The organism is Microbulbifer maximicatervae (SeqCode) (assembly GCF_052467325.1).
This window is the reverse complement of record NZ_CP174310.1, coordinates 746,502-768,318: the sequence shown is the minus strand read 5'-3', so window position 1 is coordinate 768,318 and position 21,817 is coordinate 746,502. Positions and strand designations below refer to the sequence as shown.

Annotated in this window: 39 protein-coding genes and 1 pseudogene; 21 read left to right on the top strand and 19 right to left on the bottom strand. The window is 48.5% G+C overall.

Annotation, left to right across the window (positions count from 1 at the left end; genetic code table 11):
• Positions 1 to 42: 42 nt before the first annotated feature.
• The 14 genes from ACJJIE_RS03825 to ACJJIE_RS03760 all read right to left on the bottom strand — a co-directional run bounded on the left by ACJJIE_RS03825 (position 43) and on the right by ACJJIE_RS03760 (position 6,758).
• Complete coding sequence (locus ACJJIE_RS03825; RefSeq protein ID WP_444893623.1) at positions 43 to 429, bottom strand: hypothetical protein; 387 nt, start codon at positions 427 to 429, stop codon at positions 43 to 45.
• Between the two features lie 11 nt (positions 430 to 440).
• Entirely contained in the window at positions 441 to 716 is a 276-nt protein-coding gene (locus ACJJIE_RS03820; protein WP_444893622.1) for a hypothetical protein, read from the bottom strand.
• Complete coding sequence (locus tag ACJJIE_RS03815) at positions 713 to 1,012, bottom strand: hypothetical protein (protein WP_444893621.1); 300 nt, start codon at positions 1,010 to 1,012, stop codon at positions 713 to 715. Before ACJJIE_RS03815 ends, ACJJIE_RS03820 begins: the two co-directional genes overlap by 4 nt.
• The gene (locus ACJJIE_RS03810; protein ID WP_444893620.1) at positions 1,005 to 1,349 is read right to left on the bottom strand and encodes a dATP/dGTP diphosphohydrolase domain-containing protein; all 345 of its coding nucleotides are present in this window, start codon (positions 1,347 to 1,349) and stop codon (positions 1,005 to 1,007) included. Before ACJJIE_RS03810 ends, ACJJIE_RS03815 begins: the two co-directional genes overlap by 8 nt.
• An 11-nt stretch (positions 1,350 to 1,360) precedes the next feature.
• A complete protein-coding gene (locus tag ACJJIE_RS03805; RefSeq protein WP_444893619.1) occupies positions 1,361 to 2,578 on the bottom strand; it encodes a helix-turn-helix domain-containing protein in 1,218 nt (405 codons plus the stop codon).
• Positions 2,575 to 3,210 (bottom strand): recombination protein NinG, encoded by a 636-nt coding sequence (locus ACJJIE_RS03800; protein ID WP_444893618.1) that lies wholly within the window; start codon positions 3,208 to 3,210, stop codon positions 2,575 to 2,577. The genes ACJJIE_RS03805 and ACJJIE_RS03800 overlap by 4 nt, the downstream gene beginning before the upstream one ends.
• On the bottom strand, positions 3,210 to 3,659 hold the full coding sequence (locus ACJJIE_RS03795; protein ID WP_444893617.1) for a NinB/YbcN family protein: 450 nt from the start codon (positions 3,657 to 3,659) through the stop codon (positions 3,210 to 3,212). Before ACJJIE_RS03795 ends, ACJJIE_RS03800 begins: the two co-directional genes overlap by 1 nt.
• Complete coding sequence (locus ACJJIE_RS03790) at positions 3,659 to 4,315, bottom strand: hypothetical protein (protein WP_444893616.1); 657 nt, start codon at positions 4,313 to 4,315, stop codon at positions 3,659 to 3,661. The genes ACJJIE_RS03795 and ACJJIE_RS03790 overlap by 1 nt, the downstream gene beginning before the upstream one ends.
• Before the next feature lie 109 nt (positions 4,316 to 4,424).
• Positions 4,425 to 4,670: a hypothetical protein gene (locus tag ACJJIE_RS03785; protein ID WP_444893615.1), complete on the bottom strand. Its 246-nt coding sequence runs from the start codon at positions 4,668 to 4,670 to the stop codon at positions 4,425 to 4,427.
• Between the two features lie 127 nt (positions 4,671 to 4,797).
• Positions 4,798 to 5,259: a hypothetical protein gene (locus ACJJIE_RS03780; RefSeq protein WP_444893614.1), complete on the bottom strand. Its 462-nt coding sequence runs from the start codon at positions 5,257 to 5,259 to the stop codon at positions 4,798 to 4,800.
• Positions 5,260 to 5,271: 12 nt separating this feature from the next.
• Complete coding sequence (locus ACJJIE_RS03775; RefSeq protein WP_444893613.1) at positions 5,272 to 5,994, bottom strand: helix-turn-helix domain-containing protein; 723 nt, start codon at positions 5,992 to 5,994, stop codon at positions 5,272 to 5,274.
• A complete protein-coding gene (locus ACJJIE_RS03770) occupies positions 5,991 to 6,200 on the bottom strand; it encodes a hypothetical protein (RefSeq protein WP_444893612.1) in 210 nt (69 codons plus the stop codon). Before ACJJIE_RS03770 ends, ACJJIE_RS03775 begins: the two co-directional genes overlap by 4 nt.
• Positions 6,201 to 6,263: 63 nt before the next feature.
• On the bottom strand, positions 6,264 to 6,476 hold the full coding sequence (locus tag ACJJIE_RS03765) for a hypothetical protein (RefSeq protein WP_444893611.1): 213 nt from the start codon (positions 6,474 to 6,476) through the stop codon (positions 6,264 to 6,266).
• Between the two features lie 75 nt (positions 6,477 to 6,551).
• Positions 6,552 to 6,758 (bottom strand): helix-turn-helix domain-containing protein, encoded by a 207-nt coding sequence (locus ACJJIE_RS03760; RefSeq protein WP_444893610.1) that lies wholly within the window; start codon positions 6,756 to 6,758, stop codon positions 6,552 to 6,554.
• Between the two features lie 149 nt (positions 6,759 to 6,907).
• Between ACJJIE_RS03760 and ACJJIE_RS03755 the strand changes: the two genes are divergently transcribed.
• The 4 genes and pseudogenes from ACJJIE_RS03755 to ACJJIE_RS03740 form a co-directional block, all read left to right on the top strand.
• A complete protein-coding gene (locus tag ACJJIE_RS03755; RefSeq protein ID WP_444893609.1) occupies positions 6,908 to 7,333 on the top strand; it encodes a hypothetical protein in 426 nt (141 codons plus the stop codon).
• Positions 7,334 to 7,714: 381 nt separating this feature from the next.
• On the top strand, positions 7,715 to 8,017 hold the full coding sequence (locus ACJJIE_RS03750; RefSeq protein WP_444893608.1) for a helix-turn-helix domain-containing protein: 303 nt from the start codon (positions 7,715 to 7,717) through the stop codon (positions 8,015 to 8,017).
• 116 nt (positions 8,018 to 8,133) lie between these two features.
• Positions 8,134 to 8,523: a hypothetical protein gene (locus ACJJIE_RS03745; RefSeq protein ID WP_444893607.1), complete on the top strand. Its 390-nt coding sequence runs from the start codon at positions 8,134 to 8,136 to the stop codon at positions 8,521 to 8,523.
• A gap of 34 nt (positions 8,524 to 8,557) precedes the next feature.
• Positions 8,558 to 8,794: pseudogene (locus ACJJIE_RS03740) on the top strand (DUF7666 domain-containing protein); the annotation flags it as partial.
• A 51-nt stretch (positions 8,795 to 8,845) separates the two neighbouring features.
• Here the strand turns inward: ACJJIE_RS03740 and ACJJIE_RS03735 are convergent.
• A complete protein-coding gene (locus ACJJIE_RS03735; RefSeq protein ID WP_444894795.1) occupies positions 8,846 to 9,463 on the bottom strand; it encodes a hypothetical protein in 618 nt (205 codons plus the stop codon).
• A 247-nt stretch (positions 9,464 to 9,710) separates the two neighbouring features.
• On the opposite strand from ACJJIE_RS03735, the gene ACJJIE_RS03730 reads away from it, so the two are divergent.
• The 15 genes from ACJJIE_RS03730 to ACJJIE_RS03660 all read left to right on the top strand — a co-directional run bounded on the left by ACJJIE_RS03730 (position 9,711) and on the right by ACJJIE_RS03660 (position 16,908).
• Positions 9,711 to 10,286 carry an ERF family protein gene (locus ACJJIE_RS03730; RefSeq protein WP_444893606.1) on the top strand — a complete coding sequence of 192 codons (576 nt, stop codon included), beginning with the start codon at positions 9,711 to 9,713 and terminating at the stop codon, positions 10,284 to 10,286.
• 177 nt (positions 10,287 to 10,463) lie between these two features.
• A complete protein-coding gene (locus ACJJIE_RS03725; protein ID WP_444893605.1) occupies positions 10,464 to 11,108 on the top strand; it encodes a lambda exonuclease family protein in 645 nt (214 codons plus the stop codon).
• A gap of 13 nt (positions 11,109 to 11,121) precedes the next feature.
• Entirely contained in the window at positions 11,122 to 12,123 is a 1,002-nt protein-coding gene (locus tag ACJJIE_RS03720; protein WP_444893604.1) for a coiled-coil domain-containing protein, read from the top strand.
• Between the two features lie 208 nt (positions 12,124 to 12,331).
• Complete coding sequence (locus ACJJIE_RS03715; protein ID WP_444893603.1) at positions 12,332 to 12,571, top strand: hypothetical protein; 240 nt, start codon at positions 12,332 to 12,334, stop codon at positions 12,569 to 12,571.
• The gene (ssb, locus tag ACJJIE_RS03710; RefSeq protein ID WP_444893602.1) at positions 12,571 to 13,086 is read left to right on the top strand and encodes a single-stranded DNA-binding protein; all 516 of its coding nucleotides are present in this window, start codon (positions 12,571 to 12,573) and stop codon (positions 13,084 to 13,086) included. Before ACJJIE_RS03715 ends, ssb begins: the two co-directional genes overlap by 1 nt.
• Positions 13,087 to 13,139: 53 nt before the next feature.
• Positions 13,140 to 13,400 carry a hypothetical protein gene (locus ACJJIE_RS03705; RefSeq protein WP_444893601.1) on the top strand — a complete coding sequence of 87 codons (261 nt, stop codon included), beginning with the start codon at positions 13,140 to 13,142 and terminating at the stop codon, positions 13,398 to 13,400.
• A 9-nt stretch (positions 13,401 to 13,409) separates the two neighbouring features.
• On the top strand, positions 13,410 to 13,664 hold the full coding sequence (locus ACJJIE_RS03700; RefSeq protein ID WP_282932207.1) for a hypothetical protein: 255 nt from the start codon (positions 13,410 to 13,412) through the stop codon (positions 13,662 to 13,664).
• 206 nt (positions 13,665 to 13,870) lie between these two features.
• Positions 13,871 to 14,077, top strand: coding sequence for a hypothetical protein (locus ACJJIE_RS03695; protein WP_444893600.1), 207 nt, complete (start codon positions 13,871 to 13,873; stop codon positions 14,075 to 14,077).
• A 25-nt stretch (positions 14,078 to 14,102) separates the two neighbouring features.
• On the top strand, positions 14,103 to 14,366 hold the full coding sequence (locus ACJJIE_RS03690; protein WP_444893599.1) for a hypothetical protein: 264 nt from the start codon (positions 14,103 to 14,105) through the stop codon (positions 14,364 to 14,366).
• Between the two features lie 16 nt (positions 14,367 to 14,382).
• Positions 14,383 to 14,604 (top strand): hypothetical protein, encoded by a 222-nt coding sequence (locus tag ACJJIE_RS03685; RefSeq protein ID WP_444893598.1) that lies wholly within the window; start codon positions 14,383 to 14,385, stop codon positions 14,602 to 14,604.
• A 21-nt stretch (positions 14,605 to 14,625) separates the two neighbouring features.
• Positions 14,626 to 14,952: a hypothetical protein gene (locus ACJJIE_RS03680; protein ID WP_444893597.1), complete on the top strand. Its 327-nt coding sequence runs from the start codon at positions 14,626 to 14,628 to the stop codon at positions 14,950 to 14,952.
• Complete coding sequence (locus ACJJIE_RS03675) at positions 14,949 to 15,536, top strand: hypothetical protein (RefSeq protein ID WP_444893596.1); 588 nt, start codon at positions 14,949 to 14,951, stop codon at positions 15,534 to 15,536. Before ACJJIE_RS03680 ends, ACJJIE_RS03675 begins: the two co-directional genes overlap by 4 nt.
• Positions 15,536 to 15,847 carry a hypothetical protein gene (locus tag ACJJIE_RS03670; protein ID WP_444893595.1) on the top strand — a complete coding sequence of 104 codons (312 nt, stop codon included), beginning with the start codon at positions 15,536 to 15,538 and terminating at the stop codon, positions 15,845 to 15,847. Before ACJJIE_RS03675 ends, ACJJIE_RS03670 begins: the two co-directional genes overlap by 1 nt.
• Positions 15,844 to 16,581, top strand: a complete 738-nt coding sequence (locus ACJJIE_RS03665) for a phage antirepressor KilAC domain-containing protein (protein ID WP_444893594.1) — start codon at positions 15,844 to 15,846, stop codon at positions 16,579 to 16,581. The genes ACJJIE_RS03670 and ACJJIE_RS03665 overlap by 4 nt, the downstream gene beginning before the upstream one ends.
• A gap of 105 nt (positions 16,582 to 16,686) precedes the next feature.
• Positions 16,687 to 16,908 (top strand): helix-turn-helix transcriptional regulator, encoded by a 222-nt coding sequence (locus ACJJIE_RS03660; protein ID WP_444893593.1) that lies wholly within the window; start codon positions 16,687 to 16,689, stop codon positions 16,906 to 16,908.
• Positions 16,909 to 16,930: 22 nt separating this feature from the next.
• Here the strand turns inward: ACJJIE_RS03660 and ACJJIE_RS03655 are convergent, their stop codons facing one another.
• Both ACJJIE_RS03655 and ACJJIE_RS03650 read right to left on the bottom strand, forming a co-directional pair.
• A complete protein-coding gene (locus tag ACJJIE_RS03655; protein WP_444893592.1) occupies positions 16,931 to 18,160 on the bottom strand; it encodes a tyrosine-type recombinase/integrase in 1,230 nt (409 codons plus the stop codon).
• A gap of 303 nt (positions 18,161 to 18,463) precedes the next feature.
• Positions 18,464 to 18,661: a hypothetical protein gene (locus ACJJIE_RS03650; RefSeq protein ID WP_444893591.1), complete on the bottom strand. Its 198-nt coding sequence runs from the start codon at positions 18,659 to 18,661 to the stop codon at positions 18,464 to 18,466.
• A gap of 394 nt (positions 18,662 to 19,055) precedes the next feature.
• Here ACJJIE_RS03650 and ACJJIE_RS03645 point away from each other — a divergent pair, with 394 nt between their 5' ends.
• Together ACJJIE_RS03645 and ACJJIE_RS03640 are read left to right on the top strand one after the other, a co-directional pair.
• Complete coding sequence (locus ACJJIE_RS03645; RefSeq protein ID WP_444893590.1) at positions 19,056 to 19,289, top strand: hypothetical protein; 234 nt, start codon at positions 19,056 to 19,058, stop codon at positions 19,287 to 19,289.
• Positions 19,290 to 19,349: 60 nt separating this feature from the next.
• Positions 19,350 to 19,829, top strand: a complete 480-nt coding sequence (locus tag ACJJIE_RS03640; RefSeq protein ID WP_444893589.1) for a hypothetical protein — start codon at positions 19,350 to 19,352, stop codon at positions 19,827 to 19,829.
• Here the strand turns inward: ACJJIE_RS03640 and ACJJIE_RS03635 are convergent.
• Positions 19,826 to 20,092, bottom strand: a complete 267-nt coding sequence (locus tag ACJJIE_RS03635; RefSeq protein WP_282932420.1) for an HNH endonuclease — start codon at positions 20,090 to 20,092, stop codon at positions 19,826 to 19,828. The genes ACJJIE_RS03640 and ACJJIE_RS03635 overlap by 4 nt on opposite strands.
• A gap of 314 nt (positions 20,093 to 20,406) precedes the next feature.
• Complete coding sequence (locus ACJJIE_RS03630; protein ID WP_444893588.1) at positions 20,407 to 21,687, bottom strand: Fic family protein; 1,281 nt, start codon at positions 21,685 to 21,687, stop codon at positions 20,407 to 20,409.
• Positions 21,688 to 21,817: the final 130 nt, after the last annotated feature.

Genomic DNA, 21,817 nt, shown 5'->3' with positions numbered 1-21,817 from the left:
GCACGTATGCTGTCAATTTATACAGCCTGTATTTAAAGCCAGCTATGCGGCATTCTGCGTCAAGTAAAATGCCTCAACTGTCGATTCAACAATTTGACACATTTTTTCGACCCAAGGCTTAGACCTGCTAACCTTTTTAGCCACGTCCCGCAGCTCCCACCGGTAGTAATACCGCAGCCAAAAAACTAATCCCTCAAGCTCTGCTTTTGCTTGGTCTCTGCGTCGACTCACTGCATTCAGATATGCAAGCACGGCCGCATCAGTAAGCTCTGCACGCTTTTCATTTATCGGCTCGGGACTCTCTCTATTCCCTGACACCATTTCCCGACTGAATGCAGACATACAGGGCCAGGATACGGAATCCCCTGCTCTCTCCGGATAGGCTCGGGACCATTCCCACAATAAGTCACGTATTGCTATTTCTGACACTGGCTCCCCCTTTATTTTAAATTCTTCTCAAACTCGCGGGCAACGCTATCCGGCATCCGAAAAGCACACCAAACCGGGCTTATCAAGCAGTGGTAAACGGGGAAGAACACCGCTTTAAGGATATAGAGAGGGATGGCAATCAAAATACAGACCGCAAGAATAGCCTCGCCTATAGCGGCACTACCCAACCTTGCCGTCTCGCAAAAGGACTCACCCCACAACCTAAAGATAATATCTCTCCTCCAGTTCCATCGAAGGCCAATTTTAAGCTTATCCAATCTATTCACTGCTCACCCTCCACTAGCTCATATGTCTGCTTGAAGATGTCTGGCTTGCATGGGTAATGCTCGCCCGCTACGCCACGTAAAATCCAATCTCCAGGCTCAGCATCCATTGTTCCCTCGAGAGTAAATACTTTGAAAATGTTATTATCATTCTTTACAAAGTCTTCATAGTCCTCGAAACTGGAAAACCACTCATCAAACCTTTCCGATTTTCCTGTAAACCCTATGACTTCTTTTAGGTTGTCTCCGGTCCATTGAATAGCGTCAATTACAACCGGTTTTTTTCTAAACTTAGGCATCTTTTACGCTCTCCCTTAACACCAGCTCTAATTCAGCCAGCACATTCCAAGCTTTATGGGCCTTGTGTAACAGCCCCGTTTCGGGGTCTTTTGTTTCGTGTCGCTCTTTTAGGTGGTGACGCCACAACGCATCGCGATAACGCTGCCTGCCATTAGGTACTTGCTGCCAGCCACCCCGGGTATATTTATTTGCCCCGAATGTTCCCACTTCGGCAACCGCCATTAATGCCAGGGAGAAATCATCAAGAACCCCGGCCATGATTTTCCCCTCGTCGCATTTCGCCCCGGGTTCATGCTGGTCTTTACCGTTCGGGTCACGCTCCATCGCTTCAGTCATGATTGCTCTCCTCACACTGTATAAACTTCACGGCGCCGGGCGCTGGTAGTGCCGAGCTCTAAACTATCAATACGGTCCTTCACCTCTTCCGCAGTTAAAGTGATTCGCCCTTTTTCGCCATAGGTTTTCGACCTGAGTACAACAGTGAGGCAAGAGCGGCTGCGCCATCCGCCGTCATGGGCATATTTGTCAGCTGGGGCCAGCTGGTTCCAGCTTTCTATGGTTACCCCGGGGTGCTCCTTTGCAACCATGCGATGGTGGATGTGGCCTATATCGATATAGCGATAGCTGGCCTCGCCCCAATCCTGGTTGAAGTCTGTGGCCATTACCTGAGCGAGCTGTGCCGGCTTGCACTTGTCACTGTGGTGGCACATCACAAAGGTATTTCCCATACGGTAGGGAATGAAAACCGAGGCATTATCCAGAACCTGTAAGCGGTCTGTGTGGTGGTAAACATGCTTGAGAAAAACCCGCATCCACACGTCATTGCTTCGACTGTGGTTACCCTGGTTGACTATCACATCCACGTATTTGAATTTGCTGAGGGCCTTTTCAACTATGCTGCGCATTACTCGTGCATAGGTGTGAATCATGCGGGGGTAGCGGCTATCAAAATCCAGGTCATGCCCTGACGATTCCGTTTTAGCGCTGAAGGTCTCGTAATGGGTCATATCCCCTAAATCTTGAATAACACAGCGCTCACAGTTAGGTGCGCGGTCTATCAAGATTTCAATGGCAGTGACTAACTCACGCTCAGCTATCTTCAGGTCAAAGTTATGGCCCACTTCTCGCTCATGGGCCAACATTCCTAAGTGACCATCTCCAATCTGTATCCAGGGAATAGTGTCTGTATCTGAATCACCTTGAGGCTCTATGGGAGTCTCTACGGGCGGCAGGTCTTCGATATAGGTTTGAGTAAACGCCTCCATGGCTGCCTGCTGCTTTTGGATATCCTGCTGATTCTTCAGCCAGAATGCCGGGGTGGTTTCTGTCTTGGGAAAGTAAATACTTGTCCCTTTAATTTCGAAACCTTCAGGCACTTTTTGATGATTTAAATGCTGGCTGCCATCTTTCAGGGCCTGCCGCCTTTTCAGCTCTGTGATAGTCCGGGACACAGGAGGATGTGTTATTCCCAGTTTGCGCGCAGCCGCATTAACACTGCCGCACTCCTCAAACGCGCGGCACTTCCGCTTCTCTCCCTCAGTTTTTGCATATTCCAAAAGGCTCATGCTATGCACTCCCTCCGCTTTTGTAATAACCGTCTTTTTCTATTGAATATCCGTTTAATCCTTTCGCAATACTCCCGGTTGAATCTCCGGATTCCGTTATTATTTTTTAGCCAGTCAACTCGGCGATTGCCTATTCTCTCCCTCAGATTAAGTTCGTATTGCACGGCTACGGTCTCCGCTTTGTGGGCGTATTTGGCAGAGCCTGCGTTGCAGCTTTTGCACTGCCGGTGAATATTCCAAAGGTTGAATCTCAGGTGGCCAGCTGCACCCCTTGAGCGGAAGTGGCCAGCATCCCAAGCCCCGCCGACTTTCCAACCCTGCTCCACTTCTATTTCATGCTCCGGGCGATTGCAGGAGGGGCAAGCCTTGCCTCTATCCCTCTCGCGCACATAGGCATTTATTGAGCGTTGGGACTCATCCATGATTTGAGAATCAGTTTTCAATGCCCTTTTGCGTGCTCTGGTTTCAGCCTTGAATTTTTTAGCTTCAAGCTTCTTTTGCTTCTCTACTCGCTGAAATCCCAAATCAACAAGGTGGTCAACACAACAGACGAAATCTAACCCGTTAACTATGCCATGCAGTACATTACAGCGGGTTTTGCACACTTTACATTTGCGGTATCGGGTGGCCATTAGCTCTCCCCTTGCCGCTTTAACTTCATGAATTCGCCTTCCCCTGGCACGGTTAGAAATAATCCCCGCTCGGTTGCCCAGGCTAGGTGTTGGTCCATCATCTGGAGCATCACCCCCTTGTCACCACTGGCGGTCTTGTAGCGCTCGCCATTTGCATCAAGCCCTACATGCTGACTGACAAATAACTCGTGCGCGTCTTGAGCATTGAATGGGCGCTGCCCGTACGGTTTACCGCCTTTCATACAGAGAGGCATGGTTGCACCTCTCGCTGCCATCCATTCGGCTGTTTCGCTCATCCACATGCGCCAAGTTTTCTTCATCGGCCAACTGTTGGGGTTGTGGCGATTCCACTTAAAGAGCCAGGGCTTACCCGCAAGGTCAAGGTTTTCAATAAACTCAATCATGCGAGACTTACTGTATTTATCTCGAATGATGTGCTGCTCTGGCATTATGCTGCTGCCTTTACTTTTGACCGATTTGCCTCAAATACAGCCTGAGCAAATCCGCGCGGAGTTTCTGATCGAAGGTTTGCCCGGTCTGGCCCTGGAGCACAGGTATGTATTCTGTTATCAGGCTCATCCAACCCTTGTGCCCGACTTGGTTCAGGCATGATGAAGCCCCCACCAACCCATAGGCAGGTCAACTTGCTGTAATTATCTTCCTGGCAGAAATTTGTGAATTGATATGGCTGAAAACGGTAGTCACTCTTTCTCCAGTGGGAGGCAATATTGCTTACTGGGTTTTCAATTAAATATGGAGCACCAGACCACTCACAAAATTCTGCCGCTGTAGCAAACATTGATATTGAGTCGGAAAGAAGCCTCAACCCCTTCCCCTTGAACCACCTTGCCCCAGAGACTGCCAAGTGATCACATGGCGGAAACGCTGCAACAAAAGCTATCCGCTCTCTTTCAAAAGGTGGGAGCCAAGGCCTGAGCAAATTGGCATGCACCTTCTTCAGGTTTCCACAATCTGTTATACCTTGGTTTTCATAAGACTCAGGATGCTGAATGTCTACAATCCAGCACTCATATCCTGCGTTAAGCCATGGCTCAGCCATTTTTCCCGTCAAATCAAACAGAAAAACCGCAATATCCTTTTTCATCACTCCCCCTACTCCAACCCAATCAAAAACCAAACACCTGAGCCAACCGCCACCATCCACAGAAAGAATTCCAGGTAGAAAACCGTTTTGGTTGGGGTTGGCTCATTCATCACGCGGCGTCCTTCATGTTCTCGGCATACTCGTCTAGCGTCTTCAGGGCCTCAGGTAAATTCTCTCGATGGAACACGCCCAAGAAATCCCAAGTACCGCGCGCTATGCACTTTTGCGTCCAGACCGTATTGGCAAAAACTACATTGACGCGGCGCGGATGCTCAGTTTGGAAAACTGCAAGGGGGCTGCCTGGGTCGGTCTGAGAAATACGTTTGGCAGCTTCTGAAATAGTGATTACTGACATGGTTATCGCTCCGTGATTTTTTGGGTTTACCAGTTGGTATCTTCCAGCTCTTCCGCCAGTGTTGGCTGGCTAGCGGATTCTTCTCGGGGGATGTATTCCCCCTCTAAAATCTCGGTTTGCTCTTCGCTCATAGGTCGAACATTCCCCGCATTTTTGCCAGTTCGCTTTCACCGCTTTTGCGGGCTCGGTCCTGGGCGTTTTTGTCTGGTAGGGCCAGAGGTTCAAAGAGTTTGTGAATGCGAGCAGGATTACCCTCACCTACCCCACCGTTTCGAATCAGGCCGATTGCGCGGTCAGCATCCAGAAACTGAAAACCCTCAACACCGGCCTGGCGGTTCTCGTGGTAGGCGGCCATGCCTGCGTCGATTTGTTCCCGGGTGAAATCCTTGAGGTGTGCGGCGTATTCACGCTTGGCCAGGGCCTCAGTTTTCTCGTCGGGGAACTGTCGGTCGTATTGCTCGCGATTCAGCAGGGAGAGGCGCAGGAAAAAGTAAGCCACGCTATCCCGTTGCTCTCGGCTCAATTCATCTGAGCCCATGGGGCGTTTCAGTTCTGGCGGCTGACCGAGGACGGTGGATATACTTTTCACTGTGATTTCCCCCTAGAAATTCGTTGCGCGTTCGTAGTCGTAGGTTGCCGCTGCACGCTCTGAGCGCTGGTCTGCTGCGGTTTTGAATTTGGGAGCGCTAGACCTTTCGCGTCTTAGCCAATTGCGCCACGTAGCCAGCCAGTCAACCTTGACGCCTCGCTGGCCCGATAGCGCTACCCAGTAATCTCTGAACTCATCGGCGATTTCGTGAATTCGGTTAATCAAGTCAGGGCGGATTCGTTGCGCTTCCGTGTGGAATTCTTCGGTGAGCGTCCAATCGCCAGGAAGGCGTGTTCCACGCTTGGATTTGGCTTCGTTTGAGCCAGAGGGGGTCTCTACTGGTTTACTACTGGTTCTTACTGGTTGTATAGAGAAGGACGTGTTGTCATTTTCACCGGTTGGGTGCTCAGATTTCACCGGTTTGTGTTTTGTTTTCACCGGTGCATTTTTTTCACCGGTGAACTCATTGCACTGCTTTACATGCAAAAGAAGGTCATAATTTGTTTTTCGTCCATTGGATTTTTCAGTACAGATGTAACCAAGTGCTTCCAATTCTTCGATAGCGTTTATCACCGACCTTTTGGTGCATTGTGCAACGTCAGCCAAGTAGGTATTGCCTGGGTCGCACTGTCCTGTATCTCCGTTGTGGCAATCTGCCAAGGCAATTAAAACTAGCTTTGCTGTTGGCGTCCTGGTTCTGCGCTTTATGGCCCACGCGGCAGCTTCAAAGCTCACTTCACACCCCCGCCTTGCACTTGATTAGAGCCAATGGGAGTCTCATCAAGTCCAAAAAAATTGCACAGTTCTTCAGCTACCAATTCGACGGTTTTTTCAGCCTGCTGTAATGCCGTGTTATTTTTGTTCCTCCGGGCGCAAAAAGCCCAGCGGTCACGCTCAGACTCGGGTAGTCCAGCCAACGCCGCTTTAATGTCGTCTTGCATAGTGTTGCCCCAGTTGTGAATTGTTTTTACCGCTCTGGGTTAAATCCGGAACCGTCGAAATTCTTATACGCGCAGCATGGTCAAGATGCGCTGAGCCGCTTGGGCTTTCTTAATATCTTCAGGAGTCTCCGCTTCGAAAATGGGAAGCGAAGCCTCTAAAATAATTCTGAGCAGTTGCTCCCTTGGAATACCAAACCGGTCAGATAAAGCATCGATTCGATTGCGAGTCTTTTTGCTCGTTCTTAGATTTGATTTACATTCCAACCCTGACCTCATTACCTGCCTCCGTTATCATCCTTCTTAAGTTAAAAAATTGTTGTCAGCTCTTCGGCTGTTAGTGAAACAAAACATCTATCCCCAGATGTCTGGGCGGCACTCGGCTAGGCTTACGTCACCATCAAGCTCTTCGGCCAGCTTTATTGAAAGCTTCGGACCTGGAAGGACCTTCATGCGGCCATAAGCAATGCGTGACAGGTATCTGCCAGTGGTTCCAACCTTTTGAGCTAACTCATCTCGCTCAGACAGGCTCAGACTTTTGAGGTAGAGGTTAATTTTCATACCTGAAATATACCTATAGGGTTTAGTTTTGTCTATAAGGTAAACTTTAGAGCGTTACCTTATGCGCCAAAATAAACTTTATAGGGTGATTTTTGAGAGGTTTATTCCTGCTAACATGGGGAAAGACTGGTGAGTTCTTGATAAAAGAGATGGATATAAACGAAATTCGGCGCACTAATATCCGACGGATAGCAGCCGACTATAAGAATCGAGCGGAATTCGCACGCAAGGTAGGTAGGTCTGAGCAGCAGCTCTACTCGCTCATAGGCAAAGGCGCCACTAAAACGATTGGCAACCGCATTGCAAGAGACCTTGAGGAGAGGCTAGGCCTTAAGGAAGGTGAGCTGGACCGGCTTGAGAGCAACGACAGCACCGCAAAAATCGCAAGTGATATCGACCTCGAGCTGCTACGCAAGTGTATTGATGCTATTGAGGTCGAAATTGAGAAGCAGGGACTTCAGGGTATTCCCTCCTCCAAGAAAGCCCAAGCTATAGCATTAGCCTATGGGGCGACCCGTGCAGGCAGTAATAATGATGTTGTACCGGTGGACTTTATCATTAACACGCTTTTCTAAAGCTACAGCTCGGACTGCCAACCCCTTAAGGTCGGCCTGAGCTGACTCACCAACCCCCACCTTCATCAGGCAGTCCCTCCACCCTTTCATAATGCCAGCAGGAATTATCTTCATTATCCCACATCATTTGGCAGGGCCGCTTTATGCACTGTCGGCACTGGTAGGGCATAACGCGGACAAGACTTGCTCGCGCCTCTTCTTGCAACTCCAATTCTGGAGTCTCTGATTTTATATCAATAGAGTCAAATAGCATTTTATTCCCTTAAAGCGCCATATCGTCCTACCTAAAGAATGTACTCAGATTGAGGGCTAGAGGGCAGATCAAATTGTGTATACTTAGGAGGTTTATGACGCCAAAACTCTACAAGTTTTACCGACACGATGTTTAAAATCGGTGTAGTCGTTCGCCAAGAGCGCACCAGGCGAGGGCTTACCCAAGCCGAATTAGCCGAAAAGCTCTCCATTCCTTTAACCCATGTTCAGCGCATTGAACAAGGGCGCTCCAAAACAGTTTCACCAAACCTTCTTAGGAAAATAGCCCTTCAATTGAGCATTGATGGCAACAAACTCCTATCCCTCCCTGCAGATAGCGGCTCGCAATCAGACCCTTTGAGCCCCCTGCCCAGCACTGCCAAATCCCACCTGATTCGCTTTCTCAACGAAATATCCGCCAATCTTAAATAAAATAAACCTTTTGGGTTTACTTTTTAAACCTTGCGGGTATATTTGTTTTCAAGAATGAAAACCGCCGGAATACAGGCGCCCACCAAGCCCAGATTTGGGCCAAAGAGGAACGGGAAATGTACACAGCAAGCTCAGCCGCCCCCATCGAAGACTCTCTAAACGCCTACGAGAATCACCAAGACTCTCTGCCGGACGAAACCTCAAACGAAGCAGAAAGGATTCTGGCCGGCATCGCCGATTACTTCATCAATCGAATCTTTCTCGGTAGTCACCGCCTCGGCAGGCTTGAGGCTGGCTACTACGAGCGCTTTCTCGAAGTCGCGATGGAAGAGGTTAAAGAAATCAATGAAGACACACTTAGTGAATTTCTAGCCCTCAGCAAAAAAGACCAATGCGAAGCGGGAAAGCTCAGTTCTGATTTTGCCGACAAGTGCGCTAAGCAAATTGCAAAAGAATTCCGAGAAGAGCTGGAACCTCTAGCAATTGAGTACGCATACATCAAATAAACCAAACCTTACCTCTACCCAAACAGGTGAACCCATGGAAAACGAAGAAAAAATAATTGCCTACAAAGGTTTTGATAAAGACCTGCAGTGCCGTGGTTATCAGTATGAGATTGGTAAAACTCATATCCATGAAGGTGAGGTTAAGGCGTGCCGAAGCGGTCTTCATGCCTGCGAATTTCCGCTAGATGTATTCAATTATTACTCACCAGTTGAATCCAGGTTCGCTGTAGTGGAAGCATCAGGCCAGATTGCGCGCAGGGGCGATGACTCAAAAATTGCAGCGGCATCACTCACAGTTAAAGCTGAAATAAAGCTACCTCAGCTAATACAAAGCGCTGTCGATTGGATTATTTCTCGGGCCGAAAAAGATGGTGAAACAACCGCTAACACCGGAGACTGGAGCGCAGCCACTAACACCAGAAACCGGAGCGCAGCCACTAACACCGGAGACCGGAGCGCAGCCACTAACACCGGAGACCAGAGCGCAGCCACTAACACCGGAGACCAGAGCGCAGCCACTAACACCGGAAACCGGAGCGCAGCCACTAACACCGGATACTGGAGCGCAGCCACTAACACCGGAAACCAGAGCGCAGCCACTAACACCGGAGACCGGAGCGCAGCCACTAACACCGGAAACCGGAGCGCAGCCACTAACACCGGAGACTGGAGCGCAGCCACTAACACCGGAAACCGGAGCGCAGCCACTAACACCGGAAACCGGAGCGCAGCCACTAACACCGGAGACCGGAGCGCAGCCACTAACACCGGAGACCGGAGCGCAGCCACTAACACCGGAGACCAGAGCGCAGCCACTAACACCGGAGACCAGAGCGCAGCCACTAACACCGGATACTGGAGCGCAGCCACTAACACCGGAAACCGGAGCGCAGCCACTAACACCGGAAACCGGAGCGCAGCCGAAGTTGAAGGGCAGCACGCAGTTGCAATTGCAGCAGGCGCTGAAAGTAAAGCTCGTGCATCTGAGGGTAGCGCAATTGTCCTTTGTTATCGGAATAACGAAGACGAGCTAATTCATATCCGGGCAGCAATAGCAGGGCAAGGAGAGGTAGAACCAAACAAGTGGTATTCGCTAAACGAAAGCGGTGAGTTTGTTTGTGAGGAGCCTACAGAGGAAGTGGAGCCGGCTTAAGCGCTGGCACCCCCTAACAACGGGAGTGAGCAAAATGTCTGAATCAAATCAAGTAATGGCAAAGCCGGGAGCTCAGCCAGCTCCTGCTCAGCCAGTTTCTGAAGCCACACAAATGCTCGCTGTTATTGAGCGTGTAGCAGCAAACCCAGAAGCAGATATCGACAAGCTGGAACGCCTTCTGGATATGCAAGAGCGGATTATGAACCGCAACGCAGAGCAAGCATTCAATACAGCAATGGCCCAGATGCAGGCAGAGCTGCCAGTTGTAGATAAGAACGGAGAAATTATTGTTAAAGGGACTCTCCGCAGCAAATTTGCAAAACTTGATGATATCCAAGAAGCATGTAAACCATTTCTTAAGAAATACGGATTTGCAGTTAGCTTCAGGATACAAAATACAGAGCGCGACGTTTGTATTTCTGGAATTTTAATGCACAACCAGGGACACAGGGAAGAAACGGAGATAACCCTGCCAGCAGACGGTAGCGGAAGTAAAAACAACGTCCAATCAATAGGTAGCTCCGTCTCTTACGGGAAGCGTTATGTCTACGGCGCACTATTGGATATCACAATTAAAGGCGAAGATACGGACGGAGTGCCCCCCCGCTAACGTCAACAACGTATCCCCCCAGCAAATCCAACAGCTTCGCAACGCTATGCGAGTAGCCGGAATTAATGAACAACAGTTCTGTAATTCCGCAGGCATAGCCACCATCAACCAACTACAAGCGGACAGATACAACCGCGCAATGAACCATCTTCAAAACCGAGCACAAGGAGTGCAGCAATGATTACCTGCAAAGTCGAACAAGGCTCTGAAGAGTGGCACCGCGAACGTGCCGGAGCCATCACTGCCAGTAATTTCTCTGAGGTCCGCAAGCGTTTAAAGAGCGGGAAAAACAAAGGTGACTTCACCGCCGCTGCTCACGACTACGCCTTTCGCCTAGCTGTAGAGCGCATCAGCGGTGAGCCCTTGGATGGAGGTTTTCAGACCTGGGCAATGAAACGCGGAAACGAGTTAGAGCCAGAAGCGCGTGCAGCCCACGAAGACCAAATCGATATGTTTATCGAGCAGACCGGGCTGGTGCTAACTGATGACCGCAAGTTTGGAGCCAGCGCAGACGGCTTAATTGGTGAGGATGGCGGCAGCGAATATAAGTGCCTAGTTTCACCTGAGCGCCTTAGAACCATCCTGCTTGATGAAAATCTCGACGAATTCAAAGACCAGATTCAAGGCTGTATGTGGTTGACCGGACGCAAGTGGTGGCACTTTGTTTTGTACTGCCCTGCCCTGGATAAAATCGGAAAAGCTCTAACTGTTCGAAAAATGGAGCGTGATGATAACTACATCAACGAGCTGGAAATGGATTTATTGAGGTTCGACAAATTGGTTGAGGAGTATCGCAGCAACCTAACTCAAAAAGCCGCTTAGCAGGGATAGGAAAATGACTACAGAATTAATCGCCTCACCGGATATTCAACCGGTCCAGCTTTTCGCACGCAATGGATTAGATGCAGTTCTGGAAGAAATTACCAGTAAAGCAAAGTCTGTCGTTGCCGATGCCAGCACTGCAAAGGGTCGCAAAATCATTGCCTCCATTGCCCATCAGGTAGCCCGCAGCAAAACCTATCTTGATGGCTTAGGGAAAGATTTGGTAGCCGACCAGAAGGCCGAAATCAAAAAGGTCGATGCTGAGCGCAAGCGCATGCGCGACTATCTCGACAATCTAAAAACGGAGGTAAGGAAGCCTCTCGCCGATTGGGAGGAAGCCGAAAATCTGCGTGTAACCGCCCATAAAAATGGAATCGCCCGTATTGAGGGGTATGCGACTCAATGCTCTGAATTGGACTCTGAAGATATTCAGAGGCTTATCGATATTGTTCAAGGGGTGGTTATTGATGAACGCTGGGAAGAGTTTGAATCCCAAGCTTCCCTAGCCACAGTGCAATCTTTAGAAACCCTAAATCAAGCTCTTGTGAAGCGTAAAGCCCACGAGCAGCAACAGGTTGAACTTGCACAACTCCTACGAGAAAAAGCGGAGAGAGAGCAGAAGGAGCGCGAGGAGCGAATCGCTCAGGAAGCGGCAGAACGTGCACACAAGGAGGCAGAGCAGGAAAAGCGGGCAGCCATTGAAGCCAAAGAGCGTGCGGAACGCGAAGCAAAAGAAGCAGAGGAAAGAGCTGAGCGGCAAGCCAGGGAAGCATCTGAGCGAGCAGAAAGAGAGAAGCGTGAAGCAGTGGAACGTGAGCGCCAGCGAGCTGAAGCCGAAAAGCGTGCGGCAGAAGAAAAGCAGCGCCCAAAGGAGGCGAACAAAGCTCACTGCCGCAGGATAAACAACGCTGCAAAGAAAGCTTTTATTGACAAAGGATTTCAAGAGAAAGCAGCACAAAAAATCGTTGAATTAATCGCTCGCGGTTCTATTCCTAACATTTCGATCAACTACTAGCGCGTGAGGTTTGCGCCGCTGATATAGGGCGCATTTTTTGGGAGAGAAATATGTTTTTAGGGAATGGTTTATCGACAACCGCATTCGCACTAAGCCTTTTAGGTCGAGAGTGGGGCAGTATTAATCTACGAGCGCAGAATTTCGACGCAGGAAAGCCAAACAAACTAAGCCAAAAAGCAAAGCGTAAGCGCGCCAAATGGAATTAATTATGGAAAACCAAGCAATGGAAAGATTCGCCATATTTTGCGGTACTTACAACTTGTTAATGGGTGGGGCTAAGGATTTTCGTGAGTCAGTAGAAACTCTGGAAGCCGCCCATGAAGTAGCGAAGCAAATCGCCAAGACAGAAGTGTTTAAGCAGTGGGTGCAAATCTTTGACAAGAAAACTGATGAGCTGACCACCTACACCATAGTCGATGGTGAGCTGAGGGAACAGGAGTGCAAGTGATGGCAAGAGGTATAAATAAAGTCATATTGATTGGAAATCTGGGCAACGACCCAGAAACCAAATACATACCCAGCGGTGGAGCGGTAACCAATATCAGCCTAGCCACTAGTGAGAGCTGGAAGGATAAGCAGACCGGCCAGCAGCAAGAGCGCACTGAGTGGCACCGAGTAGTCTTTTTCAACCGCCTTGCAGAAATAGCCGGAGAATACCTCCGCAAAGGGGCGAAGATTTATGTTGAAGGCTCACTGCGCACACGGAAGTGGCAAGACAAAAACAGTGGTCAGGACCGCTTCACTACAGAAATTGTCGCAGCTGAAATGCAGATGCTTGATGGTCAACAAAATGGTGCGCAGCAGGGTCAGGGATTCCAACAGCCCTCCCCTATGGCTCCGCAGAATCAGCAGCAAAGACCAGCCCAAGGTCAGGGGTATCAGCAGAATCAGGCAGCACCGCAATCAATGGGTGGTAGGAATGATTTTAACCAAGGTGGATTTGATGACGATATTCCCTTCTAGCTCTAACAAACATTAACCTGGGCCGCTAGTTCAGGGCCCCCAAGGGGGTTCAAATGGAAATTTCAAAGTTTCCTCTAAATAAACAAGCATCAGCAGTAATAGCAGAAGTTAAAAAGTTTGTTTCCGCATTCGAAAGAATAAAGAACAAAAAACCCACAGGCGTGGCAGTTGACACCGATAAATTCAAAATGGTTCAGCGCGCAATAGTTGCCGAATTGCGTAGACAGAAAAAAAGGGGCTGCATCTGCAAAAGAAATTACCCCCCCGATGTGCTGCATGTAGAGGGTGTTTCTATTTATCCGTTTGCGGCGTAGAGAAACCTTATGCCTAACCTGGAAAGATTAACCTTAAAGCAGCGAGTCTACCGTGTAGGTGGAACCGTTAAGAAGATTCAAACCAAGCAGGGTGAAAGGCCAGCGGCATTTGACTCAGAGGGTAATTTAATCTCACTCAATCCGTTCAGCGCCTGGGACTGGGTAAGGGAGCGGGAGGCGGCAGGAGCTTGTGTTTTATCTGACCATGAATTGCCACCGGCACCAAAGATAAAACCAAGAGGAAGACCACTATTAGCCCCTTAATTGGGGCTGGGTAGGTGCAGAGCCTAGCCCATTTAACCAATTAATAATTCAACTCAACCGAGGGTAAGAAAATGATAACGAAGGGGTAACGCCCCTAGAGTTGAATTGAGTGAGCGAACCAACAAATTTGCAAGCTCCAAATAACTCCCCCAGCCCGCCCAGTGCGGGCTTTGTGGGCAGTAGAGAACACCCCGGAGGTCTGAAAAATGGTTGATGAAATAGAGTTCGACATCATGGAGGCTGACAGGTACAGAAACGAGAGTTTCGAGTGTGAGCGATGCGATAGAGACAGTGGCATTCCTTGGCGCTACGAAATTGATAATGACACTTTGGAAGCCCTTAAAAATATGCAATGGCTTTATGAAGAGGGGGTATTGCTCTGCGACGAATGCAAAGCTGTTGCCAGGCAATAAAAACTAACACAGCGAGGGAGTATTCATGGTCTATCAGGTAATTTCAGATGAATATATCGAAGAGCTATTCGAAGGCACAAACTTCGGTGAAAAGATAAATAATAGCACCCAAGCAAAAAGGGGGATTATTGCTAAATGCCTCAAAAATCAAATAGAAGGCTTCTGGTCTGGCCACACCATGTATCACATTTTAATTAATGGCGGCTTTCTAATTAATGCAAAGACATCAGAGACCAAGAGACTAACGGCACTGGGACGAGCATTTTTAGAAACTCACGGAAATAGTTAATAGCGAGGGATATGCAATGAATGAAGAGTGGCAAGGGGGATACCCAAAGCTAAACACCTGGGTTGAGGTTCTTATTGTGGATTTTATGGGGAGCTACACAATTAAAGCCATGCGTAAACCATATAAAAAGCCGCCACATAAGAATATGAAAAAAGGCTGCTGGCGCTGGATAGGTGAAGATGGGCAACGACTTGACCGAAAACAGTGGCCATCAAAGTGGCGACCAATTTCAAACTGAATCTATAGCGAGGGAAATGCAATGGCACACCCAATATACAAAGACCTCCTGGAGCAATGGAGAGGAAAGGCTAAAGAAATAGCTGGAACCAGCGAAGGGTTTACTTTCTACGACCCAGAATTTAATGAATTCTTGCACTGGATGTTTTCGCAGTTTCAGGCGGTTGTTGATTCTCAACAGCCCTCCCCGGCTACAGGAGACAGCCGCGAACCTCTATTGGTTTTAATTAGGCAATTAGATTGCGTTCTGCACTGGGTTGACCCTGCGCACTCCTTAACAGCCTGCACAATTATTCGTGAAGCTCAGGCTCAGTTATCTGAGCTGCTTAATACTGAGGTAGTGGCATGAGAGCCCAAACCGGAATAGTCGCAGGCGAGCGAACCACTAAATTCAGCAGCGAAAAATCGGGGTTGACAATTAATAATAGTCAGTGCCATGCTTTCCCCGCTCCTGCAAAATCAGGGGCCGGGATTGAGACCCCGAACTTCGAAGGCGCCAGGAAGACGCCTCTAGCTGTATGCGTCTTTTTTTATGCGCGAAATATCCCTTTTATGGTGGGGTATTCGGGGGGCCTTTGTGCCCGCCGTTTCCTTCGAGCGGTAGTCTCAACCCGTCTACCCCGCCACCCAATCGAGATTGAGACCTCTGCGGTGGCGGATAATACGCTATCGAAGGAGGCTCCAATGTCACACCACGCCCAAGTTACGCCTATCAGTCAGGCTGACAATCTCGTCACTCGCTCACTAGATATCGCAGGCATTAGCCTCGAATCGCTAAACAAGCTGCGCACCCTATTCCAAAGCATTAGCCAAATATCCGAAAACAACACCACCGCCCGCGAACTAGCAGTTATCGGCGCTCACCTCGCCGATGAATGGGCAAACCTTATCGATTGTGAACGTGAAGACCTGGAAAGCCTGGAGGGCAAATAATGAGTGAATCAGATATATCAGCCTGGTTCAAAGAAGACCCCCACAGCGGGCAATATCTAATAAACGCTAAAGGGGCGTTGCTCCTACTTTTGGAGACACATACTCAGCAGCCAAACAAAAAAGCCAGAGTCATGCTGAATTCAGTTTTAGCAATTGCCAAGCAGAATGGATATCAATGCGAACAGAGGCTGAGGGAGTCAATCGCAACCAGGGATGTGGATGTGTCAGCACTAGCTGCCCATGTGCGAATGCTAAGCCAATACATTGGGAATCAAACTGTTATCAACCTTTTGGAGGGGGTCCAGCAATGAACAACCTTATTCAAATCGTAGACAACCAAGCCATCACCACGTCCCTGATTATTGCCGAGGGGGTACAACGGCCACACAAGGCAGTAATCCAACTACTCCGCCAGCACGTTGAGGATTTTGAAGCTTTCGGAAGGGTGGAATTTGAAATGCGACCCTTTGAGACACTCGGGGGCACCCAGCAACGCGAGATAGCCATCCTTAATGAACACCAGGCCACTACGCTAATCACCTTTATGCGCAATATCGGCGTGGTGAAAGAGTTCAAAAAACGGCTGGTCAAAGCATTCTTTGAAATGCGCGACGAGCTGGTCCAGCAGCGTCAAGCCCCCAGTGTGGAGAACCTGTCCCGGATGGACATTCTCAAGATGGCCATCGACTCAGAGCAGGAGCGCCTGCGACTGGAGCAGGAGAAACACCAGCTGGAGCACCAGATCGAGGAGGAGGCACCCCGCGTGGCCTTCGCCAAGCAGGTGGAGATAGCCCCGGACGCTATCAGCGTGGCCCAGGCCGCCAAGATACTCGGCACCGGCCAGCGACGGCTGTTCGCCTTCCTGCGCCAGATTGGCTGGGTCTCACGGCGCAATGAGCCGTACCAAGCCAAGATAGAAGCCGGTTGTCTGGATGTGAAACTGGGTAGCTGGGAACACCCCAACCACGGCCTTCAACAATCCGTAACCGCACTGGTGACTGGCAAGGGCCTTACCAAACTGCAAAGGCTATGGAATCAGCACTAGCAGGAGTCCGTAGCGTGACCACTCCAAGAGCAAACTGGTAAAGGTTGGCCGGGGGTGAGATGTTCGGCGCGGCTTCGGTCGCGCAATAATTTGAGGGATAAAACGATGAGCCACCAGGAATTAATGGGTAGAGATGTGAAAATACCTCGCCGTATTTTGCGCTTACGTGAGGTTGAGAGGGTCACCGGCTATAAGCGCAGTAGCATTTACCGAATGGTTCAAGAGGGGCAGTTTCCCAAACAGAAGCGCATTGGGCCAGGCGCCGTAGGATGGGATAGTAGAGAAATCGAGGCATGGATTGACGAGAAGCTGGACGGTGCTGCTTAGCAGCGCCTCCAACCAATTAAGGTCACTTTCGAGCCCCTATCAGGACTACGTTCCCAACGGGAGCGGTAGTAGCATAGTTAGCCCAGTCCGCCATCAGCGCCTTCCTTTTCTCAAACAAGTCTCCCCGCCTGTATGCAGCCTCTACGGAGTCACCAAGGCTGTGAGCCAATGCCTGTTCGCATACGTCGCGCGGATAAGGCGTAGTCTCGCCAGCCCAATCACGGAAGGTTGACCTGAACCCATGAACGGTTAGGTCCCCGCGGTCTATCCGGCGCAACGCCATTAGCATAGCCATATTCGAAAGCGGCCGTCCTGCATCTCGGCCAGGGAAAAGAAACGAGCTGTTATCAATGCGCGGTATGGATTCCAGTAAAGCTATCACCTGAGGTGAAAGTGGTACTCGGTGCTCCTTGCCCGCCTTCATTCTTTCCACAGGAATCGTCCACGACCTAGCCCTAAAGTCTATCTCTCCCCAAGTTGCCTCCAGAACCTCGCTTGTACGGGTTGCGGTCAAAATGGCTAGCTCCATGGCCCTAAATGCCAACCCTTCTCGCTTGGAAATCTCTTGCATAAACTCGGGCAGCTCCGTCCAAGGTAGCGCACTATGGTGTTTCACTTGTCGCACCTTGGAGCGCTTCGGAAGTAGTTTGTCCAAATGGCCACGCCAGCGCGCCGGGTTTTCCCCTTCTCGGAGCCCTCTCGCCTTTGCTGCATCCAAGACTAGCTCAACCCGGTTGCGGACCCGGCTTGCCGTCTCGGGCTTCTCTAGCCAGATTGGTTTCAATATCTCCAGCACATCGTCAGTGGAAACATCGCAGGAAGCCTTACCTCCTATCACTGGGTATGCGTACTGCTTGAGAGTGTTTCCCCACTGTTGTGCGTGTTTGGCGCTTTTCCACCCTCCTCGATGAGATTCTATGTAGTCAGCAGCCATATCACTGAACGTCACGGTCTTAGCCTTCTGCCCCTGAGTGGCGGCCTTCAGCTCAAGCTCGGCGCGTCGACGCTCCTCCAAAGGGTCTAGCCCGCGCAAAATTAATCCCTTTTGAACTCCAGCTTCCACCCTGGCTTGTTTCAGGCTTACGTCTTTCAGGCTTCCCAGCCCCATCTCACGACGCTTCCCATGGAGCTGATAGCGCAAGACCCACTTTTTGGCTCCTGAGGCACCAACAACAAGTCGCAAGCCGTTTCCATCATCATATTTTCCGGGGGCTTTAAGCCCTTCAATTTCCTTGACGGTTAGCTTTCCCATATATCCTCCATGCCGACTTCCGGTCCCCCACTTGGTCCCCCACTTTACCATGGATTTCATAGTTTAAGTTTGGAAATGATTGGAAGAAAAATCCCCTGGAGACCGCGTATTTACTGGCCTTAAGTGGAATTTATAGGATGGACATGGAGGCCCTATAGGCGGACTGCCCCACCGCCATTATTCATACAGAAAGCCCTGATTTTTCAGGGCTTTTTTGTTTCTGCTCCACTTGGTCCCCCACTTATTTTTTGCTTGTCCGTAACGGTTACGCCCTTACTGTGTCACGGGGGACTCGCAGCAGTGTTACTTCAGCAGCTCTTTCAGTCGGGCCTGTTTCTCATTGAGGGTGTTCAGTTCATCTACAAGGGCATTGGTTGCCGCATCCAGATTGTTCACCTGGACCTTTAACATATCCCTAAGCTTTGGGTCGGCAGTGTCTGCGGTTACCTCAATAGTGTTCAAGCAAGCACGGATCTCGGCTTCAACCTCTATGAATGTCATGGTTTAACTCCTTCTTTCCATCGACACAGAGGCAATCTATCAAAATACTGCATGCATATACAGTATCGATATCAAAAAGAAGACGGCGCCCACATTGGCGCGTGAAGGAAGTCAGGATATACAGAAGTGGTAGATACTAGGGTGACAACCGGGTTGACTGGCCGAGCTTAGCACTAAAGAAGCACTCCTTAGGGCTCACCAACACTTACTTTACATCAGACATAATAAAGGCTGCCTATTTAATACCCGGATCTCACCTTCAGGATTCATTGTTAAAATATTTTTTTAAAAAATTAGCTCTGCAGAATATTAAATAGCCTAAATGCCAATTGACGAATTAAAAATCTAAACATAGCCTCAATTTTGAATAAAATTTTCGGCAGGGAGCAAGGAAATGCCTTTTGAAGAATTCAAGAAATGGGCTCGTGTTGATCGTCTAGACGGCTGTCAGCAAACCGCACAACTTAAGATATCTTTTGAGGTTACTCAAAAAGCCAATACCAGTAACCCTAACTGTAGAGGATTCTGGGAAGCACATGAAAATTATATTTTTCAAGAGGGCACAACAGAGACCCCTTTCATAACCCGTGGTCCTCACTCAGAGATTGATCTAATAAAGAATTTTTGAAAATTTTTCGATAAAAAAATTCAGCCTAAGTTGACCAAAAGGGGCAATGCAGAAATTAATATGACGCTGAAAGAATTTTTCCTGATATCACTCCGCAACCCATGCAATAACTGCACAGCAGCTTTGATCCAGCTTCAAAACGCCCTAAAAGATAATGGCATGATTATTGACCAAAGCTCTGAGTTTGTTGTGGCTGACCGTGGCTACACTCATATCGAACGAGGCACTAAGGGGAGCCAAGTTTCTATAGGAAGGGCGTTTCTTGACCCGATTGAATCAAGGATGAGATTAAGAAATGAACTCATCGGGAAATTAAAACTATATACCTTGGCCGGTAAAGGCGAGTTCATCGAGATTACCACTCCTGAACAAGAGAGGCGGCTATTAACTCCTGAAAACAAGGAGCTAATAGAGCTTGAACAACGAATAGCTCGTGAACAACGAATGGCCAAGAAAAGAAAACTAGAAGCTAACTGGGAACAGAGACGCTCAAGCAATAGCACTTCTCATACACCCAGCTCTTCTACCCAGCCCCCCTAAAACAACACAGTTATTTGTCGAAGTTCATCTTCGGATAGAATCAGCCCGTACTTCTCCACTATCGCCATAAAGCGCTGCACATAGATTGCCTGGACGGGCTCATAGGGTGGCATCCATTCATCAGGGCCCTTGTCGCCCTTACTTTGGTTGCGGCCATCATCGACCAGCCACAGATTTTCAGGGTCTTCCGCAAACTGACGCTTTAGCTCTACAGTCCAGTTGGCACCACCGTGCCCATGAAAGCGGCACGATGTGTTCAACATCCAGGTCAGAGGCCAGGTTCAAAAATTGGCCGGTGTATGGGTCCAACCAGAGGTCAGTATCTACCGTGCACCTCTTGTCGCTGGTAAAGGTCACCGGAGCCAGATAAGTAGCTCATGGCGAACATTCTGGCAATCATCATCGGCATCGGACCAGCGGGGAAGCCAATGTTGACGATCATAGACCCTGGGCTCGGGTTCGTAGCAGCCACCTAGTATCGCAGCGAGGGCAAGTAAAGAAAATAAGCGCATATAAATCTTAAACAATAAAGTAATCTACCTCAATCTATGAGTTATTGATTCGCCAACCAGAACATCTACAAATGCAAAACTTCCCTTACGTCATCTGGGGCAATATAAAATATTGTTTTTATATTTTTCTTTTTTGTAGACTCCAAAAGATTCTTTTCAACTAGCGTATTCAAATATGATCTCGCTGTATTTTCATTAACACCAATATCTATTGCGACTTTCTGAGCGGTAAATCTCTTACCTGGATTCTGTAAGGCATCCTTAACTATTTCTAGTTCACCACGCTTCAACCCTTTTGCCAACTCGCTTCTATCTATCCATTCCATAAAATGATAAAAATCTTGCTTTTTGCTCTCTATATGGTTTCGCAAAGCAATCACAGCATTATCAATTACGTCGACTTGATTATAAATAAAATATGTGAGATCAAAATCATCAGTTTCAGCATATATAAAAGCGGTATCATACTGACTCCTCTTCTCTTGAATAAGCTTACTTATAGATACGTACTCAAAAAGCCAATAACCAGCCCTCAACATATACCAATAAAATAATGCGCGAGCAGTTCTTCCATTTCCATCGCCAAATGGGTGAATAAACCCAATCATAAAATGCAAAATTGCTGCCTTTACTACAGGGTGAATAAATTTATCACTATTGCCAGATTCAGTATCCAAATTTGCAAAAGCACATAAGGCATCCATTCTATCCCTAATAGTTTTATAGCAAGGCGGTCTAAATGCCACCTCACCATAGAGATTCTTAATTTCTATATCGTTATCCTTTCTTATTTCCCCAGGAACAGCCTGATTCTCTATCGCATTAAAAGTTGCAATTTCATGCAGCTCTAAAATTAAGTCAACACTTAACTCTTCATCCTTTTTTTCAACGGCTCTTTTCATAAGCAAATAATTGTTGAAAATCATCTGTTCAGATTTGTCCGCCGGCTTTCTATTGCTTTTAAGCATTTCTTTCGCGACTTTACGGGTCGTTGAGGCTCCCTCTAACTGAGAAGAAGTAATTGCCTCCTCCATCATCAAGCTTTTAACTAAATACTTATCTCTTTCAAGACCCTTAAAAAAAACATCATCTTCTAGAGACCGACCCGCTCCTGTCTCCATGTCTATATGATGCAACTTGGCAAAGAGAGAATCTGGAATACAATAACTAAAATTTTTGCCATTAACTGCTTCGAGGTTTGGCAACACCTTAGAAATTCCCTTTCTTGCGAGCTTCGTCGTTAACCAAGCCAGCTCCTCAGAATCACCTTTATTTACCCTCCATTTAAATTTGTCCCAATGCAGGTAATTACCATCGGCATCAGTTGCCCCATACTTATTAAACATGGGGAGTAGATCTGTGGCAGAAAACTTAGTGAATAGCTCCTCAAAGGATTGAGGCTGTCTTATTCTGGGCATAATATGGATAGTTCTAAACGTAAAATTTTATACTTTAGTTTAGGCCTTGCCTAGAGTA